Genomic DNA, 16,715 nt, shown 5'->3' on the forward strand with positions numbered 1-16,715 from the left:
CGAGTGAATCCTGGGCACCTGCGGCACCCGGTATTCTTATTGACGAAACGTTAGCCGGTTAGTTAAGTGACGTTGTCACCAGCCGGCGTATCTGATTAAGCTGTTGTTCGTTAAACGCCACGGCGTAGCGGCTCTCACCGACATCCTCTCCCATAACCTGAAGCGCTTTCTTAACCGCCGCGGGCGAGAAGGCGACGCTGTACAAACCGGTGCGAAGGCGGGTCACTTGCTCCTGTGCCAGGCGGGATCCCTCTATATCACCCGCGCTGAAGCGCGACCAGATGGCGTTAATGGCCTCAGGGGCCACGTTCGCCAGCCCGGAAATACAGGCGGAGCAGCCTTCTACAAAGCCCTGATGGATCAGCGAGTCTGGCCCGTTCAGCACGTCGAATCCGTCGACGTCTTTCACCGCATTCAGAAATCCGCTCAGGCTTTCGTGGCTTCCGGCACTGTCTTTGATGCCGATGACGTTGGGGTGTGCGGCAAGCGTCCGGGCGGTTTCAGGTTCAATGGTGTTTCCGGTGCGCGCCGGGATGTTGTAGAGAAAGATCGGTACGCTCAGCGCGTCGGCGATAGCCGTGTAATGGTCCACCAGCTCGTCCTGCTTCAGCGGCACGAAGTAAGGGGTGATAACCGACACGGCATCGACGCCGAGGGAGGCAATCCGTTTCCCGAGCCGAATGGTCTCGCAGGTTGAGATTTCGCCAATATGGGCCACAACCGGTGCGCGCCCCGCAACGGCGTCGACGCAGGTGCGGGTCACGGCGACTTTCTCTTCTTCATTCAGCACGAAAAACTCGCCGTTGGTACCGCCGCAAAAGATACCGTTACCGGCATTCAGCTGGCGCGCGATCTGCCGTTTTAATCCCGGCAGATTAAGATCGCCGTCAGCGTCAAAGGGGGTGACGATGGCCGTCAGCACGCCCTTTATCTTGTTACGCATTTTTCACTCCTTCGAAGTCAATGTTGGGGAAACAGTGTCCGGTAAATGGCCTGCACCTCGTCGCGATCTACCTGACAAGGGGCGTTATTCATTAAGCGCTTCACGTTGAGGGCCGCGTCGCTGAGGGAGGCGATATCGTCCCGCGGTACCCCGAGCGTCTCCAGGTTATCCGGCAGGTCGAGTCTGCGTACCAGCGCCGCGAAGTAATCCACAAGCGCGTGGGATTTGTCCTCGTCCGACAGTCCGGTATCCGCACCGGGAACGAGATCCCAGACCCGGGCAAACTTCGCCACCGAATGGGGGCGAACCACGCGCATGCAGGGTGCCAGCAGAATGGCGTTAGCCACGCCGTGCGGCAGGTGATATTTCCCGCCGAGAGGATAGGAAAGCGCATGCACCAGGTGCGTGCCGGCATGGGCAATGGCTACCCCGCCGTAATACGAGGCCCACAGCATCTCCAGCTTTGCCAGCAGATTTCCCGGCGCCGCGCAGGCGGTTTCGATATGGTTCAGCAGCTTGTGCAGGCCGATCAGCGCGGCGTTGTCGCTCACCGGGTTCGCCACCGTAGAGGTGAAGCACTCAATCAGATGACACAGCGCGTCTATGCCCGTCGACGAGGCGATATGCGCCGGCATGCTGGTGGTCAGCTCCGGGAACAGGGCGACGTAATCGGGCAGCAGCACCGGGGAGATAATTCCGACCTTCGTGTTTTGCTCCGGTATGGCGAGGATTGCGTTCGGCGTCGCCTCCGATCCGGTTCCAGCCGTGGCCGGGATCAGCAAGGAGGGGATGCGCACCGCAGGTTTAGTGCCCGCCAGCAGCGCCTCCAGCCCCGGAGAGTGCGGATGACAAAGCACAGAAAGCAGCTTGGCAACGTCCAGTACGCTGCCGCCGCCGAGGCCGATGACCAGGTCGAACGATCCCCCGGTTAACCCGCTCAGCAGCTGGCTAACGTCATGATGCGAAGGCTCCGGCGGTACGCCGTCGACGATCGTCACGCTGCGGTGGTTCTCCTCAAGCATCGCTTCAATCTGCTTTGCCGCCTCCAGGCGCGCAATATTATGGTCTGTGACCAGTAAAAGGCGTTGCTTATCGCCAAGCAGCGGCCTGAGGGCCGGAATGGCGTCTGCGCCACTGATGATGGTGCTGTTGATCGTTACCACATGGTTCTCCTGTCCTGCCACGCTTGATTGATTTCGCTCAAATCAGAGGGTGAATGGTCATTGTGTGGCTAAATTTATAATTTATTCACAAACTGATTAACTTGATCTTGCTCACATATAATCAATCATGATTGAATATAATCATTAATAGGACGAATGAACCCGGAGTGGGGATGAAAGAGAACAACCTGTACAGAGAGGTGGTCGTCGTTGCGGATGACTTTACGGGGGCGAACGATGCCGGGGTCAGCCTGGCGCTTGGCGGAAAAAAAGTGTGCGTGGCGTTTCATACCCCGTTTACCGCACCCGCCGCGGCGCTGGCGATCAATACTGAATCCCGGGCGCTACGGGCCTCAGAGGCGGCGGAAAAGATCGCGCAGCTTGGCGCGGAAACGGTGGATGCAGCGTGGCTGATTAAGAAGATGGATTCCACGCTGCGCGGAAACGTGGCGGCAGAAACGCTGGCCCTGATGGCGTTGAGCGGCAAGCGGCAGGTCATTGTGGCCCCGGCGTATCCCGCCGCCGGGCGCATCACGCGCCACGGCAGGTGTCTGATCAACGGTATTCCGGTGAATGAAACCGAATTTGCCAGCGATCCGAAAACGCCGGTCCCGTCGGCAAGCGTCGCCGATCTGTTTCCCGGACGGGCGGTTAAAACCGTAACGGTAGACAGCCTGACCTCTGCGCTGGCGCAGGGAGACGGGTTACTGGTCGTTGATGCGGAAAGTGATGGCGAGCTGGACGCCATTATCGCTGCCGCGCTGGCGTGTGAACAGACGCCGCTGCTGGTGGGGTCTGCCGGGCTGTGTGATGCGCTGGCCCGCCATCTCGCACCCGTACGGCGCAAGCAGCTTCTGGCGGTAGTGGGCTCGATGAGCGAAATCGCGCAGCAGCAGATCGCCTGTGCTCTGAAAGCGCCCGGCGTGTCGTCAGTATTCATCGACGTGAACGACATTATGGCCGGCACGGCGTCAGGCTACATCACGCAGATAACGCAGGCGCTTCGGGCGGGCCATCACTGCATCGTTCATACCTGTCCGGGCCAGGAGGCCCGGCATCAGGTGGAATTGCTCTGTCGCGAACACGGCGTGACCCGCGCGGCGCTCGGGGAGACGATTTGCGCGTATCTGGGCGCGCTGACCCGCGACGTGCTGAACGCGCAGGCGCCGGACGCGCTGTACGTTTCGGGCGGCGACGTGGCAATGGCCGCGGCCAGCGCGCTCGGGGCAGAGGGATTTGAGATTACGGGGTGCATTGCACGTTGCGTCCCCTACGGCAGGTTTTTGGGGTGCGCCTGGCACCGGCCGGTAATGACCAAAGCAGGGGGCTTCGGAAGGGAAGAGACGCTGCGTGAGGTTTTGCATTTTATCGAGGAGAGACTGAGTGACTAATATTATTGCTGTAACCATGGGTGACCCGGCAGGCATTGGCCCGGAAATCATTATCAAATCCCTCACCGGGGACGAACTCTCGGGAGCGCCCGTCGTCGTGGTGGGCTGCGCCCGCACGCTACGGCGGGTGCTTGAGCAGGGTATTGCCGGCCATGCCGATATGCGCGTTATCCGTGAGGTCAGCGATGCGCAGTTTGCGCCGGGAGTGATTAACGTGCTGGACGAGCCGCTCGACGATCCTGACGGGTTAAGGCCGGGCGTTGTGCAGGCCCAGGCGGGGGACCTGGCTTATCGCTGCGTCAGGCGCGCCACCGCGCTGGCGATGGCGGGCGAGGTAAAGGCCATCGCGACAGCGCCGCTGAACAAAGAGGCGCTGCACCTGGCCGGGCATCACTATCCGGGACACACGGAGCTGCTGGCGCATCTGACCAACAGTAAAGATTTCGCCATGGTGCTATACACCGATAAACTTAAGGTCATACACATCACCACCCACATTGCGCTGCGTAAATTCCTTGATACGCTCAGTGAGGATCGGGTAAAAACCGTGATCGGCATTGCCGATACCTTCCTCAGGCGCGTGGGGTTTGCGCAGCCGCGCATTGCGGTGGCAGGGGTTAACCCCCATGCGGGTGAAAACGGCCTGTTTGGCGATGAAGAGATCGGGATAGTTGGGCCTGCCGTCGAGGCGATGAAGGCGCAGGGGCTGAACGTTACCGGTCCTTGTCCGCCGGATACGGTATTTATGCAATGCCACGAAGGAATGTACGACATGGTCGTTGCGATGTATCACGATCAGGGGCATATTCCGTTAAAATTACTCGGCTTTTATGATGGGGTGAATATCACCGCCGGGCTGCCGTTTATCCGCACCTCCGCAGACCACGGTACCGCGTTCGATATCGCATGGACTGGGAAGGCGAAGTCCGAGAGCATGACGGTATCTATCCAGTTAGCTATGCAAATCACACGGGAATAAGATGAAGGGATATAACCGGTTAGAGCAGATAATGGATTACCTTAAAGGGCATAATCTGGTGACGGTCGATCAGCTGGTGGCGATCACCGACGCCTCGCCGGCGACGATCCGCCGGGATCTGATTAAGCTCGACCAGGAGGGCGTTATAAGCCGCACCCACGGCGGCGTAACCCTTAACCGGTTTATTCCTTCCCAGCCCACGACCCATGAAAAAATGCAGCGCAGCCTGGCGGAGAAGCATGCCATCGCCAGCGCGGCGGCAAGTTTCGTCAAGGCGGGGGATGCCGTCGTGCTGGACGCAGGCACCACGATGATTGAACTCGCGCGCCAGCTCACGCACCTGCCGCTGCGCGTCATCACCAGCGACCTGCACATCGCGCTGTTTCTCTCCGAATTTAAGCAGATTGAAGTCACGATTATCGGCGGACGGATCGATGATTCCAGCCAGTCCTGTATCGGTGAACATGGCCGCCGGCTGTTGCAAAACGTCTGGCCGGACGTGGCCTTCGTCAGCTGTAACGGGTGGGATATTACCCGCGGAATCACCTCCCCGACGGAAGAGAAGGCGGCGCTGAAGCGCGATCTGATCGCCAACGCTAAGCGTCGCGTGCTGCTGGCGGACAGCTCCAAATACGGTGCCTGGTCACTGTTTAACGTGGCGCACCTGCACACCCTGACCGATATCGTCACCGACAACCGGCTGGACGACGAGACCCGCGCGCGGCTGGGAGAGCTGAATACCCGGCTGACGCTGGCCTCCTGACCCGCGAGCCTGTTTATGAAGAAGGCGCGGATGGCTGACGTTCGTTCAGCAGCGCGATAAACGCCTCAAGCTGGCGGGTCATCGCCCCCCGACGCCACACCAGCCAGGTGGTAAGCCAGCGCCAGTTTTCCGCCAGCGGCCACGCCGCCACCTGATGGTGCCCCGGCATGCTCTCCAGCATCGAGCGGGGCATCAGCGCAATGCCGGCTCCGGCAATCACGCAGGCAAGCATCCCGTGGTATGACTCCATCTCGTGAATACGCCCCGGCGTTACGCGGTCGGCATGAAACCAGCTTTCGAGATGCCGACGATAAGAGCAGTTGGCGCGAAAGGCGTAAACGTCGCAGCCGCTCACCTGCGTGGCTTTTGACACTTCCGCGTGTCCCGCAGGCGTAACCAGCATCATCTCTTCCCGGTAAACCGGCATGCCCTCCAGCTCCGGATGCGAGAGCGGCCCGTCGACAAACGCGGCGCTGAGCGTCCCTTCCAGCACGCCGTCAATCATCGTCCCGGAGGGGCCGGTGGACAGCGCAAACTGTATGCGCGGATAGCGCTGGTTAAACCGCGCCAGCGTTTCAGGAATGCGCACGGCGGCGGTACTTTCCAGCGCGCCGAGAGAGAACAGCCCCTGCGGTTCATCGCCGGCGACCACCATGCGCGCCTCGTCCACCAGGGCCAGGATCTGTTTGCTGTAGCGCAAGAAGTTGTGCCCGGCGGGCGAAAGCCGCAGCCGCTGATTCTCGCGGATGAACAGCGCCACGCCGAGGTCCGCTTCAAGCTGACGAATGCGGGTGGTCAGGTTTGACGGTACGCGATGCACCTTCTGCGCCGCCTGGGTAATGCTGCCCGTTAGCGCGACGGCGTTAAACATCTCAAGCTGTGTTAGGTCCATGCCATTCTCGATTCGTGAACAGGGTGGTAAATATTATTCATTTTTAAGAAATAGCAGAGTGGGCCACAATGAATCAACCGTTATTACGTGGAGAACATCATGAACTATTCACCCGCAACCCATGCCCTCTCTGTAAACCCGGCGACCGGAGAAACGCTGGCAGCCCGTCCGTGGGCAACGGCTCAGGAGGTTGATAACGCGATTGCCCAAGCGGATACCGCTTTTCGCGAGTGGCGACGCGAGAGCGCGGCGCACCGGGCGCAGAAGCTGCGCGACCTCGGCGCGGCGCTGCGTAACCGCGCGGAGGAGATGGCCCAGACCATCTCCCGGGAGATGGGCAAGCCGATTGCCCAGGCGCGTGCGGAGGTCGCCAAGTCCGCCAGCCTTTGTGACTGGTATGCAGAACACGGCCCGGCGATGCTGAGCCCTGAATCTACCCAGGTCGAAAACGCCGTCATTGAATATCGTCCGCTGGGGCCGATTCTGGCGGTGATGCCCTGGAACTTTCCGCTCTGGCAGGTGCTGCGCGGCGCGGTGCCGGTCCTGCTGGCGGGAAATAGCTATCTGCTTAAACATGCCCCGAACGTGCTCGGCTCGGCGGCGCTGATTGGGCAGCTGTTCGCGGATGCCGGTTTCCCTGAGGGCGTCTTTGGCTGGGTGAACGCCACCAATGACGGGGTAAGCCAGGCGATTAACGATCGCCGTATCGCCGCGGTGACGGTCACCGGCAGCGTGCGGGCAGGGGCGGCAATTGGCGCTCAGGCAGGCGCGGCGCTGAAGAAATGCGTGCTTGAGCTTGGCGGCTCCGATCCGTTTATCGTCCTCAACGATGCCGATCTGGATCTGGCCGTTAACGCTGCCGTGGCCGGACGTTATCAGAATACCGGGCAGGTTTGCGCCGCGGCGAAACGCTTTATTGTGGAAGCAGGTGTTGCGCAAGAGTTTACCCGTCGCTTCGTTGAGGCGGTAGCGGCGCTCAAAATGGGCGCGCCGGATGAGGAACAGACCTACCTCGGCCCGATGGCGCGGTTCGACCTGCGCGACGAACTTCACCAGCAGGTGCAGGCGACGCTGGCGGAAGGGGCAACGCTGCTGCTTGGCGGGGAGAAGGTTGCCGGCGCAGGTAACTATTATGCGCCAACGGTGCTCGGCGACGTCACGCCGGAGATGACGGCCTTCCGCCAGGAGCTGTTTGGTCCGGTGGCCGCTATTACCGTGGCGAAGGACCCTGCCCACGCCCTGCATCTGGCAAACGACAGCGACTTTGGCTTATCCGCGACGGTCTTTACCGCGAACGAGGCGCTGGCCGAGACGTTCTCCCGCGAGCTGGAGTGCGGCGGGGTGTTTATCAACGGCTACAGCGCCAGCGATGCGCGCGTGGCGTTTGGCGGCGTGAAGAAGAGCGGCTTCGGGCGGGAGCTTTCTCATTTTGGCCTGCATGAGTTTTGTAACGTGCAGACGGTGTGGAAGGATCGCGTCTAGTTTTCAGGCCGGGTGTGGCAGGGCTGCCCCCCGGCGCTTAACAACCCCTGTCATTTTTCTGCAATGGTTCTGTCATTTTCGTTTCGTAGACTCGCTCGCGTCTAACGTATTGTTATAGAAGAAAATGATGAACCTAACGCAAATTTTTCGCCGTGTTGCGCCGCGCATTATTCCCCGTCAGTTTGGCCTGCTGACCGGCATCTTTTGTATTATTGGCCTTTTCTCCGCCCTGCAGCTCTCGTCCTCCATTCTGCTTACCGCCTCCCTGAATCAGGCCCAGCGTAACGAACAGCGCAATCAGCTGGCATTGCAGCAGCAGGGGAAGCTGGATCAGGCGCGCGTCACCCTGCTGGCGGCAAGCGATCTGCTTAACCGCTCCGGCGTGTACTTCATGCAGGATAAAGAGACCGGCTCGGAAGGGAGCTGGCATAGCCTGATGGACGAGGCGCAAAAATCGCTGGCGGCTTCTCAGCTGGCGTGGAAAGCCTGGCTCGCGCTTAATCCGCCCCGGGACGAGGCGCTGGTGAATAGCTACCAGCTGTTCTACGGCGCGATAAGCGAGCAGGCGGAAGGACTTGTAAAAACGAACAGCATCGATCTCTTTTTCGCCGTGCCAGCCCAGGCCTTTCAGACCGATTTTAACGACAATTATGCCCGCTACCAGCTTCAGAGCGAGACGCGGGCGGCACAGGGCCGTCAGTCGCTCATGGACCAGCTTTCGGGTCTGCAACGGCTGTTCCTGTTTGCCCCGCTGGTGCTGCTGGGTATTGCCATCGCCGTCTGGTTCGGGATGGCGAAGTGGGTGATAACCCCGCTGCGCCGCCTGATTGCGCATATTAATCTGCTTGCGGCAGGGGACCTGTCGGGCACCCCGCCCGACGTGGTGCGCTTCAACCGGGAGATTGGCCAGCTCAGCGACAGTATTACCGCCATGCAGTACGGGCTTCAGCAGCTGGTGACGCAGGTCAGCGAGGCCACCACCGCCATGGTGGAAAATATCGGATCGCTTGCGCAGGGGAATCAGAAGCTTTATCAGCAGTCGGCGCGGCAGGCCAAAGAGCTGGAGGACGTCACCGCGCATATTGCCGATCTTGAAACCCACGTTGAGGGGAATACGGGCTATGCAAAACTCGCCAGCACGCGCGCCGATGATGCCCGACAGGCCGCCGCCGGCGGAGAGCAAATGATGTCTGCCGTGAATGGGTCTATGCAGACGATCGTCGACCGATCCGCCGAGATGCGCGGGATCGTCGCGATGATCGACAGCGTGGCGTTTCAGACCAACATCCTGGCCCTCAACGCGGCCATTGAAGCCGCCCATGCGGGGGAGCAGGGGCGCGGGTTTGCGGTGGTGGCGCGGGAGGTAGGGCTGCTTGCCAGAAAAAGCAGCCATTCCACGCAAACCATTCAGGCGCTGATTAACCACTCGCTGCAGGGCATTGAGGAGGGCTCTAAGGTCGTGAATCGTCTGGAGGATAACCTGCAGCAGGTTACCGGCCTGGTGGCGAACCTGAGCAGCCTGCTGAATGATATTTCTATGGCTACCCTGAATCAGGGGGAAAGCATTCATCAGATGACGCGTCAGCTCCAGGGGCTGAACCAGGTTTCGCGTCAGACGGATATGCTGGTGGCTGAAGCGTCACGGGCATCGGAACGCCTGCATCAGGAGTCGGATCTTTTGCTGCAGGCCGTCTCGCGTTTTCGCCTCCCTGCCTGACGCGACATATAAGCCTCTGTTATACTCGCAGCCCGTTTTAGCCTGAGGGCAAGGAGCAAAGTGTGGCTGCGGTCATTCATAATGAGATGCTGGACGATATTCTGGCGCAGGTTCGTCCATTACTGGGGCAGGGTAAGGTTGCCGATTACATTCCCGCGCTGGCCTCGGTCAGCGGTAACAAGCTCGGCATCGCCATTTGTACGATAGACGGTCAGCGTTTCCAGGCGGGAGACGCGCTGGAGCGTTTTTCCATTCAGTCGATCTCAAAGGTGCTTAGCCTGGTTGCCGCCATGCGCCAGTATGACGAGCAGGAGATCTGGCAGCGGGTAGGCAAAGATCCCTCCGGCCAGCCGTTTAACTCCCTTCTTCAGCTCGAAATTGAGCAGGGCAAGCCGCGAAACCCCTTTATTAATGCCGGAGCGCTGGTGGTGTGCGATATGCTGCAAAGCCGCCTGAGCGCGCCGCGCCAGCGGATGCTCGAAATTGTGCGTCAGCTTTCCGGGGTGCAGGACATCGCCTACGATCCGGTGGTGGCGCGCTCTGAGTTTGAACACTCCGCGCGTAACGCCGCCATTGCCTGGCTGATGAAGTCTTTCGGCAATTTTCATAACGATGTCGCCACGGTTCTGCAAAACTATTTCCACTACTGCGCGCTGAAGATGAACTGCGTTGAGCTGGCGCAGACCTTCCTGTTCCTCGCGCATCAGGGCTACGCCCCGCACCTGGCCGAGGACGTTGTCTCTCCGATGCAGGCCCGGCAGATTAACGCCCTGATGGCGACCAGCGGGATGTATCAGAATGCCGGGGAATTTGCCTGGCGCGTGGGGCTTCCGGCTAAATCCGGCGTAGGCGGCGGGGTTGTGGCCATCGTACCGCACGAGATGGCCATTGCCGTCTGGAGCCCGGAGCTGGATGAGACGGGAAATTCACTGGCAGGCGTGGCGGCGCTGGAGCAGCTCACCAAACGTCTGGGACGTTCCGTATACTGATGTCAACGTTAGATCCTTTATTCGCGCGCCTGGCCCGCTCCACGTTCCGCTCGCGCTTTCGTTTAGGTCCGAAAGAGCGGCAATACTGCTGGGATAAAGGCGTGGAAACTATCGATCGGCATGCCGCCGATTTTGTCGCAAAGCGGCTGGCGCCTGCACACCCGTTGAATGACGGCAAGCAGACGCCGATGCGCGGCCATCCGGTCTTTATCGCCCAGCACGCCACGGCAACCTGCTGTCGGGGCTGTCTGGCCAAATGGCATGCCATCCCGCAGGGCGTGCCGCTTAATGCGCAGCAACAGCAGTATATCGTTAACGTTATTCATCATTGGCTGGTCATCGAGGTAAATCGTGCCTGATGAACTGACAATGTCTCTGTTTAAGCTACGCTTTTACTAATGCTCAGCGTCAGGAGACGTTATGAAAGCACCTGCAATACCTGTTAATGAAACCGAGCGTCTGAACGCTCTGCGCGAGTCCGGCCTGCTTGAACTCGACGGTTATCCCGCGTTCGACAGGCTCACGCGGCTGGCAAAACGCTTTTTCAAGGTGCCGCTGGCGATGATCACCCTGGTGGACGATCGTTCCGTGGTCGTGAAATCGGCTGACGGCCAGGTATCCGGCAGCCAGCCACGGGAGCTCTCCTTTTGCGGCCATACCATCCTGAGCGAAGCACCGCTGGTGGTTGAGGATGCGCGGCTTGACGAGCGCTTTGCGGATAACCCGCAGGTGACGGGAGAGCCAGGCGTGCGCTTTTATGCCGGTTTCCCGCTCCGCCTGCGTGACGGTTCGAGCGTCGGTTCGCTGTGCCTGATTGATTACGCGCCCCGCGAATTTACGGCAGGCGATTCCGCCGCGCTGGCCGATCTCAGCGCGCTGGCAGAAGACGAGTTTGCGGCAGTAAGCGCGTCCACAACCGATGAGCTGACGGGGCTGTTTAACCGTCGCGGGTTTAACCAGTTTGCGCGCTTTGCATTATCCGTGGCGCGGCGTCGGGCGGAACCCTTAACGCTGGGCTGGCTGGATCTGGACCAGTTCAAGGCGATCAACGATCGCTTCGGGCACCAGGAGGGCGACAAGGCGCTGAAAGCGATGGCCGCCCTGATGCGTTCCTCCTTCCGCGAGGCCGATCTGCTGGTGCGCTACGGCGGGGACGAGTTCGCGGTACTGTTCGCGGATACCGATGAGCCCGGGGCGTGGATTGCCATGCAGTACCTCGTTGAGCAAACTGAAAGCTATAACGCGCGCCAGCTGCATCCGTGGTCGCTGCAGTTCTCCTGGGGACTGAGCGAGTTCGATCATACCCGGAACGATATGCAGGCGTGGTTAAAACAGGCCGATGAGGCGATGTACGCCATGAAGAAACAGCACCACGGCGATAAATAGCATAACACCGGGTGGAGAAGTGATCTCTACGCCGGTGTTTTATCCGTGTTTGTGATTAATTTTCACAATAGCGGTATGAGTTGATCCAGACAGGGGTTCTGGTTGTTAAGTTTTGATAAGTTATTACACCAATCTTATCAGGCTGTATGACTAATCATAAAGGACCTCCATTGTGAACACACTCAACCGTCGTGATTTCCCCGGTGCGCGCTATCCCGAACGTATCATCCAGTTTGGCGAAGGTAACTTCCTTCGCGCGTTCGTTGACTGGCAAATTGACCTGTTAAACGAGCATACGGATCTCAATTCCGGCGTGGTGATAGTTCGCCCGATCCAGAGCGATTTCCCGCCGTCGCTGAGCACCCAGGACGGGCTCTACACCACCATTATTCGCGGTCTGAACGAGCAGGGGGAAGCGGTAAGCGACGCGCGCCTTATTCGCTCCGTGAACCGCGAAATCAGCGTCTACAACCAGTACGATGAATTTCTCAGGCTCGCCCATAATCCGGATATGCGGTTTGTTTTCTCCAACACGACGGAAGCGGGCATCAGCTATCACGCGGGCGACAGATTTGAAGATGCGCCAGCCGTCAGCTATCCAGCAAAACTGACGCGACTCCTGTTTGAGCGCTTCAGCCACTTCGACGGCGCGGCGGATAAGGGCTGGATCGTCATTCCTTGCGAACTTATCGACTACAACGGCGAAGCGCTGCGCGAGCTGGTGCTGCGCTATGCGCAGGAGTGGGCGCTGCCGGCGGCATTTATTACGTGGCTGGACGAAGCGAATACCTTCTGCTCGACGCTCGTTGACCGCATCGTTACCGGCTATCCCCGTGATGAGGTGGCGGAGCTGGAAGCCGGACTGGGCTATCGCGACAGCTTCCTGGACACGGCCGAGCATTTCTACCTGTTTGTTATTCAGGGGCCAAAATCCCTTTCAGCGGAGCTGCGCCTTGATAAATACCCGCTCAACGTGCGGATTGTGGACGATATCAGGCCGTATAAAGAGCGTAAGGTGGCGATCCTGAACGGCGCGCACACCGCGCTGGTGCCGGTCGCGTTTCAGGCCGGGCTGGATACGGTAGGGGAAGCGATGAACGACGCGGAAGTTTGCGCGTTCGTTGAAAAGGCTATCTATGAGGAGATTATTCCGGTGCTGGATCTGCCGCGGGACGAACTGCACTCCTTTGCCAGTGCCGTAACGGGGCGTTTCCGTAACCCGTACATTAAGCACCAGCTGCTGTCGATTGCGCTAAACGGGATGACCAAATACCGCACCCGTATTCTGCCGCAGCTGCTGTCAGGGCAGAAGGCGACCGGTAAACTGCCCGCTCGTCTGACCTTTGCGCTGGCGGCGCTGATTGCCTTTTACCGCGGCGAACGTAGCGGTGAAGCCTATCCGGTGCAGGATGACGCGCACTGGCTGGAACGTTATCAGCAGCTGTGGACGCAATACCATGACAAGCAGCTGAACACCTGCCAGCTGGTAGCCGCGGTGCTAAGCGTGCGCGAGCACTGGGAGCAGGACCTGACCCAGGTGAGCGGACTGGTAGAACAGGTTGCGCAGGATCTGGATGCGATTCTCCATAAAGGGATGCGCGAGGCGGTAAAACCGCTCTGCTGATATCTTCGCCCGGCGTTTGCCGGGTTTTAAATACGATCTCATTAGTTACAACATACTATATGCTCCTTTTTTAAAAAGGCTATGCAGCACCGTGCGCGTTAGGCTAAACAGGTCAGAAAATGCAATGAATCATTAACATGCTTGCAACTGTGAGGGCGATCACGTTTAATAGCCGCGCTCTTTACTTTTCTGAAGCTGATTATGATTGTTCGTCCTCAACAGCACTGGCTACAACTGATTTTCGTCTGGCACGGTTCGGTACTTCCTAAAATTTATACCCGACTGCTGCTGAACTTCCTGCTTTCTATCGCCGTCATCGTGATGCTGCCGTGGTACACCTCGCTGGGCATCCGCTTCACCGTTGCGCCGTTTAGCATTCTCGGCGTGGCTATCGCCATCTTCCTGGGTTTTCGCAACAACGCCTGCTACTCACGCTACGTTGAGGCTCGCCTGCTGTGGGGGCAGTTGATGATAGCGGCGCGCTCGCTGTTTCGCGAGGTAAAAAATACCTTACCGGAAGATAAGCAGCTTGGAGAGTTTGTTCGCCTGCAAATTGCCTTTGCAAACTGTCTGCGCATGACCCTGCGCAAAGAAATCAACGCCGAGCAGCTGTCTCGCTATCTGGCCCCTGACGACCTGCGCAAAGTAATGAATGCCAATTCCCCGGCGAACCGTATCCTGCTGATAATGGGGGAGTGGCTCGCCGTCCGGCGGCGCAGCGGACACCTTTCGGACATCCTGTTTCACAGCCTGAACAACCGCCTGAACGATATGTCCATCGTGCTGGCTGGCTGCGAACGCATTGCCAACACGCCGGTGCCGTTTGCCTATACGCTGATCCTGCACCGGACGGTATATCTGTTCTGCATCATGCTGCCGTTTGCGCTGGTTGTTGACCTGCACTACATGACGCCGTTCGTCTCTGCGCTGATTTCTTACACCTTTATCTCTCTGGACACGCTGGCGGAAGAGCTTGAAGATCCGTTTGGTACGGAAGATAACGATCTGCCGCTGGACGCCATCTGCAACATGATGGAACGCGACCTGCTGCAGATGAACGATGAAGAGAACATCCCTGAAAGGCTTATGCCGGACAAGCATTATCAGCTGACCTGACGGGCGTTCCACTCCTCGCGGGTGATTTCCCACAGTTCGGAGTCCAGCACGCCGCTCACGTACGCTTTCTTTTCCGTCCTGATGAGCCGCATGCCGCTGCTGTCGGAAATACGGCGGGAGCGGCTGTTGGCGGCCGCTTTCGGCGCGCGCAATACCGGTTTGTTAAGGGTATTAAACCAGTAATCCGTTGCCGCAATGCTCGCTTCCCGCATATATCCCTGGCCCTGAAACTCCGGCGCCAGCCAGAAGCCCCGGTTGTTATCCTCCACGTCATACAGGCAAATCAGCCCCATCAGTTCGTCCGGCGCTTCGCGGCGGCGAATGGTCCAGAACCACGCAATCCCTTTAGCCATATCGGGCAGCGCAACCTGGTTCACGTAGCTTTCAGCCCCGTCATCGGGATAGGGCCAGGGAACGGAGGCCACCATATAGCGAACGATTTCCCAGTGCGGATAACGCTTCTGTATCTGGGCGGCATCTTCAGCCACAAGGGGTTTAAGCAGCAAGCGAGCTGTCGTTAGCGTGGGTATCGTCATCCGGCAACCTCCATATTTAAGCGTTATGCTTTTGTCTGGCTTCTGGTATTTTCATCAATATCACATTGCGTTTGGTGATGCTTTTTTTATTCATTGCCATCAAAGGCCAAACTCCCATGACGCTAACCGTACGTCCTTTACGCCCCGAAGATTACCCGCAGTGGCGACCGCTGTGGGACGGTTATACCCATTTCTATGAGTGTTACCTTGAGGAATCCGTTACCGCAGCAACGTGGGAAAGGGCGCTTTCAGGCTCATCATCCCTGTTTTGCCGGGTCGCGGAGAAGGACGGCAAGGTCATCGGCTTCGCCATGTGTATCCTGCATGAAGGCACCAGGTCAACCGCGCCCATTTGCTATCTGGAGGATCTGTTTGTTGATGCAGCGGAACGTTGCGCAGGCGCAGGTAAGGCGCTTATCGACGCCCTGATCGATGAAGGCAAGCGGGAAGGCTGGTCAAAACTCTACTGGGTCACCCGCGAGAACAATCCGGCGCGTAAGCTGTATGACAAATACGCCGAAGCCGACGATTACGTTCGTTACCGCCTGTCGCTTTAGCCGATCGTCACGAGTTTGTATCACACTGTATCTGTGAGTGAGATACGTACACAGGTATGCAATAAAACGGCTTTCGCACACGTTCGCTATACAAACGCATGGTGTTATATCCCCGTCAACTGAACTTACCCGGAGATAACATCATGCTTAACAAACTCGCCTTTTCCGCCGTCGCGCTGAGCGTTTCGCTTGGTACCGTGATGTCCTGTCAGGCAGAAGCGACCGGCAACGATTATTCGTCTGCCTTTACGCAGGTAAAACAAATTAACGCCGGCGATCTTAACGTCGGTTATGTCGATATCGGGCCGAAAGACGGGCAACCGGTGATCCTGCTGCATGGCTGGCCGTACGACATTCACAGTTACGCCGAGGTTGCCCCGGCGCTGGCCGCGAAAGGGTACCGTGTCATTGTGCCGTCCCTTCGCGGTTACGGCACCACGCGGTTTATTTCTGATAAAACACCGCGTAACGGCCAGCCTTCTGCAATGGCAAAAGACATTGTTAACCTGATGGATGCGCTCAACATCCGGCAGGCGGTGTTTGCAGGGTATGACTGGGGCGCGCGCACGGCGGATATCGTCGCCGCGCTGTGGCCAGAGCGCGTGAAATCGCTGGTCTCGGTGAGCGGCTACCTGATTAGCAGCCAGGCGATTGGTAAGCAACCCTTACCGCCGAAGGCGGAGGTGCAGTGGTGGTATCAGTTCTACTTCGCCACGCCGCGCGGTGCGGAAGGCTATGCCAAAAATACGCACGATTTTGCTCGCCTGATCTGGTCGCAGGCCTCGCCAGACTGGAAATTCAGCGATGCCACCTTTGAAGCCAGCGCTAAATCCCTCGATAACCCGGACCACGTTGCCGTCACGCTCAGTAATTACCGCTGGCGTCTGGGGCTGGAAAGAGGAGAGAAAAAATATGACGCCTATGAGCAAAAGCTGGCGACGCTGCCGAATATCACGGTTCCGACGATAACCATCGAGGGCGGTAACAACGGGGCGCCTCATCCTGCGCCCGCTGCCTATGCCGGAAAATTTACCGGGAAATATGAGCACCGTACCTTCGGTGCTACCGTTGGCCACAACCCGCCGCAGGAAGATCCGCAGGACTTCGTTAAGGCGGTTGTTGACGCGGACAAGCTCTGAGATGTGCTATTTTCAATCCGTTACCCCTTATTCAGGAG

The 16,715-nt window shown here is 58.7% G+C and carries 16 protein-coding genes; 12 read left to right on the plus strand and 4 right to left on the minus strand.

The features are described 5' to 3' along the window. Positions 1-58: 58 nt before the first annotated feature. Both IM304_RS11545 and IM304_RS11550 read right to left on the minus strand, forming a co-directional pair. Positions 59-943 (minus strand): dihydrodipicolinate synthase family protein, encoded by an 885-nt coding sequence (locus IM304_RS11545; RefSeq protein WP_193355112.1) that lies wholly within the window; start codon positions 941-943, stop codon positions 59-61. Positions 944-960: 17 nt separating this feature from the next. After that, positions 961-2,106, minus strand: a complete 1,146-nt coding sequence (locus tag IM304_RS11550; protein WP_193355113.1) for an iron-containing alcohol dehydrogenase — start codon at positions 2,104-2,106, stop codon at positions 961-963. Positions 2,107-2,279: 173 nt separating this feature from the next. Here IM304_RS11550 and IM304_RS11555 point away from each other — a divergent pair, with 173 nt between their 5' ends. From IM304_RS11555 to IM304_RS11565, 3 genes are read left to right on the plus strand one after another with little or no spacing between them, the layout of a single operon-like run. Beyond that, positions 2,280-3,497 carry a four-carbon acid sugar kinase family protein gene (locus IM304_RS11555; RefSeq protein WP_193355114.1) on the plus strand — a complete coding sequence of 406 codons (1,218 nt, stop codon included), beginning with the start codon at positions 2,280-2,282 and terminating at the stop codon, positions 3,495-3,497. Beyond that, entirely contained in the window at positions 3,490-4,476 is a 987-nt protein-coding gene (locus tag IM304_RS11560; RefSeq protein ID WP_193355115.1) for a D-threonate 4-phosphate dehydrogenase, read from the plus strand. The genes IM304_RS11555 and IM304_RS11560 overlap by 8 nt, the downstream gene beginning before the upstream one ends. 1 nt (position 4,477) lies before the next feature. Then, positions 4,478-5,239 carry a DeoR/GlpR family DNA-binding transcription regulator gene (locus IM304_RS11565; protein ID WP_193355116.1) on the plus strand — a complete coding sequence of 254 codons (762 nt, stop codon included), beginning with the start codon at positions 4,478-4,480 and terminating at the stop codon, positions 5,237-5,239. Between the two features lie 13 nt (positions 5,240-5,252). Here the strand turns inward: IM304_RS11565 and IM304_RS11570 are convergent, their stop codons facing one another. Beyond that, positions 5,253-6,131: a LysR family transcriptional regulator gene (locus IM304_RS11570; protein ID WP_193355117.1), complete on the minus strand. Its 879-nt coding sequence runs from the start codon at positions 6,129-6,131 to the stop codon at positions 5,253-5,255. 99 nt (positions 6,132-6,230) lie between these two features. Between IM304_RS11570 and sad the strand changes: the two genes are divergently transcribed. From sad to IM304_RS11605, 7 genes are all read left to right on the plus strand, one after another. Beyond that, positions 6,231-7,613: a succinate-semialdehyde dehydrogenase gene (sad, locus tag IM304_RS11575; RefSeq protein WP_193355118.1), complete on the plus strand. Its 1,383-nt coding sequence runs from the start codon at positions 6,231-6,233 to the stop codon at positions 7,611-7,613. A gap of 127 nt (positions 7,614-7,740) precedes the next feature. Continuing rightward, on the plus strand, positions 7,741-9,330 hold the full coding sequence (locus tag IM304_RS11580) for a methyl-accepting chemotaxis protein (protein WP_148419562.1): 1,590 nt from the start codon (positions 7,741-7,743) through the stop codon (positions 9,328-9,330). A gap of 62 nt (positions 9,331-9,392) precedes the next feature. After that, complete coding sequence (gene glsB / locus IM304_RS11585; protein ID WP_193355119.1) at positions 9,393-10,319, plus strand: glutaminase B; 927 nt, start codon at positions 9,393-9,395, stop codon at positions 10,317-10,319. Then, positions 10,319-10,678 carry a DUF4186 domain-containing protein gene (locus IM304_RS11590; protein WP_193355120.1) on the plus strand — a complete coding sequence of 120 codons (360 nt, stop codon included), beginning with the start codon at positions 10,319-10,321 and terminating at the stop codon, positions 10,676-10,678. Before glsB ends, IM304_RS11590 begins: the two co-directional genes overlap by 1 nt. Before the next feature lie 61 nt (positions 10,679-10,739). Beyond that, a complete protein-coding gene (locus IM304_RS11595; RefSeq protein WP_148419533.1) occupies positions 10,740-11,705 on the plus strand; it encodes a sensor domain-containing diguanylate cyclase in 966 nt (321 codons plus the stop codon). 172 nt (positions 11,706-11,877) lie between these two features. Further along, positions 11,878-13,329, plus strand: coding sequence for a tagaturonate reductase (locus IM304_RS11600; protein WP_193355121.1), 1,452 nt, complete (start codon positions 11,878-11,880; stop codon positions 13,327-13,329). A 201-nt stretch (positions 13,330-13,530) separates the two neighbouring features. Beyond that, the gene (locus IM304_RS11605) at positions 13,531-14,445 is read left to right on the plus strand and encodes a bestrophin family protein (RefSeq protein WP_193355122.1); all 915 of its coding nucleotides are present in this window, start codon (positions 13,531-13,533) and stop codon (positions 14,443-14,445) included. Here the strand turns inward: IM304_RS11605 and IM304_RS11610 are convergent. Next, positions 14,433-14,981, minus strand: coding sequence for a GNAT family N-acetyltransferase (locus IM304_RS11610; protein ID WP_193355123.1), 549 nt, complete (start codon positions 14,979-14,981; stop codon positions 14,433-14,435). The two genes, IM304_RS11605 and IM304_RS11610, sit on opposite strands and share 13 nt — an antisense overlap. Positions 14,982-15,097: 116 nt before the next feature. Here IM304_RS11610 and IM304_RS11615 point away from each other — a divergent pair, with 116 nt between their 5' ends. Further along, a complete protein-coding gene (locus IM304_RS11615; protein ID WP_193355124.1) occupies positions 15,098-15,538 on the plus strand; it encodes a GNAT family N-acetyltransferase in 441 nt (146 codons plus the stop codon). Between the two features lie 143 nt (positions 15,539-15,681). Then, entirely contained in the window at positions 15,682-16,677 is a 996-nt protein-coding gene (locus IM304_RS11620) for an alpha/beta fold hydrolase (RefSeq protein WP_148419539.1), read from the plus strand. Positions 16,678-16,715: the final 38 nt, after the last annotated feature.

Origin of the sequence: Enterobacter cloacae complex sp. P40C2, from assembly GCF_014930695.1 — a bacterium.
In the GTDB taxonomy this organism is placed as follows: Bacteria; Pseudomonadota; Gammaproteobacteria; order Enterobacterales; family Enterobacteriaceae; genus Enterobacter; species Enterobacter pasteurii.

Coding starts and splice junctions, on each gene's coding strand:
- IM304_RS11545 (WP_193355112.1), bottom strand. CDS start 943: ATGCGTAACAAGATAAAGGGCGTGCTGACGGCCATCGTCACCCCCTTT.
- IM304_RS11555 (WP_193355114.1), top strand. CDS start 2,280: ATGAAAGAGAACAACCTGTACAGAGAGGTGGTCGTCGTTGCGGATGAC.
- IM304_RS11565 (WP_193355116.1), top strand. CDS start 4,478: ATGAAGGGATATAACCGGTTAGAGCAGATAATGGATTACCTTAAAGGG.
- IM304_RS11570 (WP_193355117.1), bottom strand. CDS start 6,131: ATGGACCTAACACAGCTTGAGATGTTTAACGCCGTCGCGCTAACGGGC.
- sad (WP_193355118.1), top strand. CDS start 6,231: ATGAACTATTCACCCGCAACCCATGCCCTCTCTGTAAACCCGGCGACC.
- IM304_RS11580 (WP_148419562.1), top strand. CDS start 7,741: ATGAACCTAACGCAAATTTTTCGCCGTGTTGCGCCGCGCATTATTCCC.
- IM304_RS11590 (WP_193355120.1), top strand. CDS start 10,319: ATGTCAACGTTAGATCCTTTATTCGCGCGCCTGGCCCGCTCCACGTTC.
- IM304_RS11595 (WP_148419533.1), top strand. CDS start 10,740: ATGAAAGCACCTGCAATACCTGTTAATGAAACCGAGCGTCTGAACGCT.
- IM304_RS11605 (WP_193355122.1), top strand. CDS start 13,531: ATGATTGTTCGTCCTCAACAGCACTGGCTACAACTGATTTTCGTCTGG.
- IM304_RS11610 (WP_193355123.1), bottom strand. CDS start 14,981: ATGACGATACCCACGCTAACGACAGCTCGCTTGCTGCTTAAACCCCTT.
- IM304_RS11615 (WP_193355124.1), top strand. CDS start 15,098: ATGACGCTAACCGTACGTCCTTTACGCCCCGAAGATTACCCGCAGTGG.
- IM304_RS11620 (WP_148419539.1), top strand. CDS start 15,682: ATGCTTAACAAACTCGCCTTTTCCGCCGTCGCGCTGAGCGTTTCGCTT.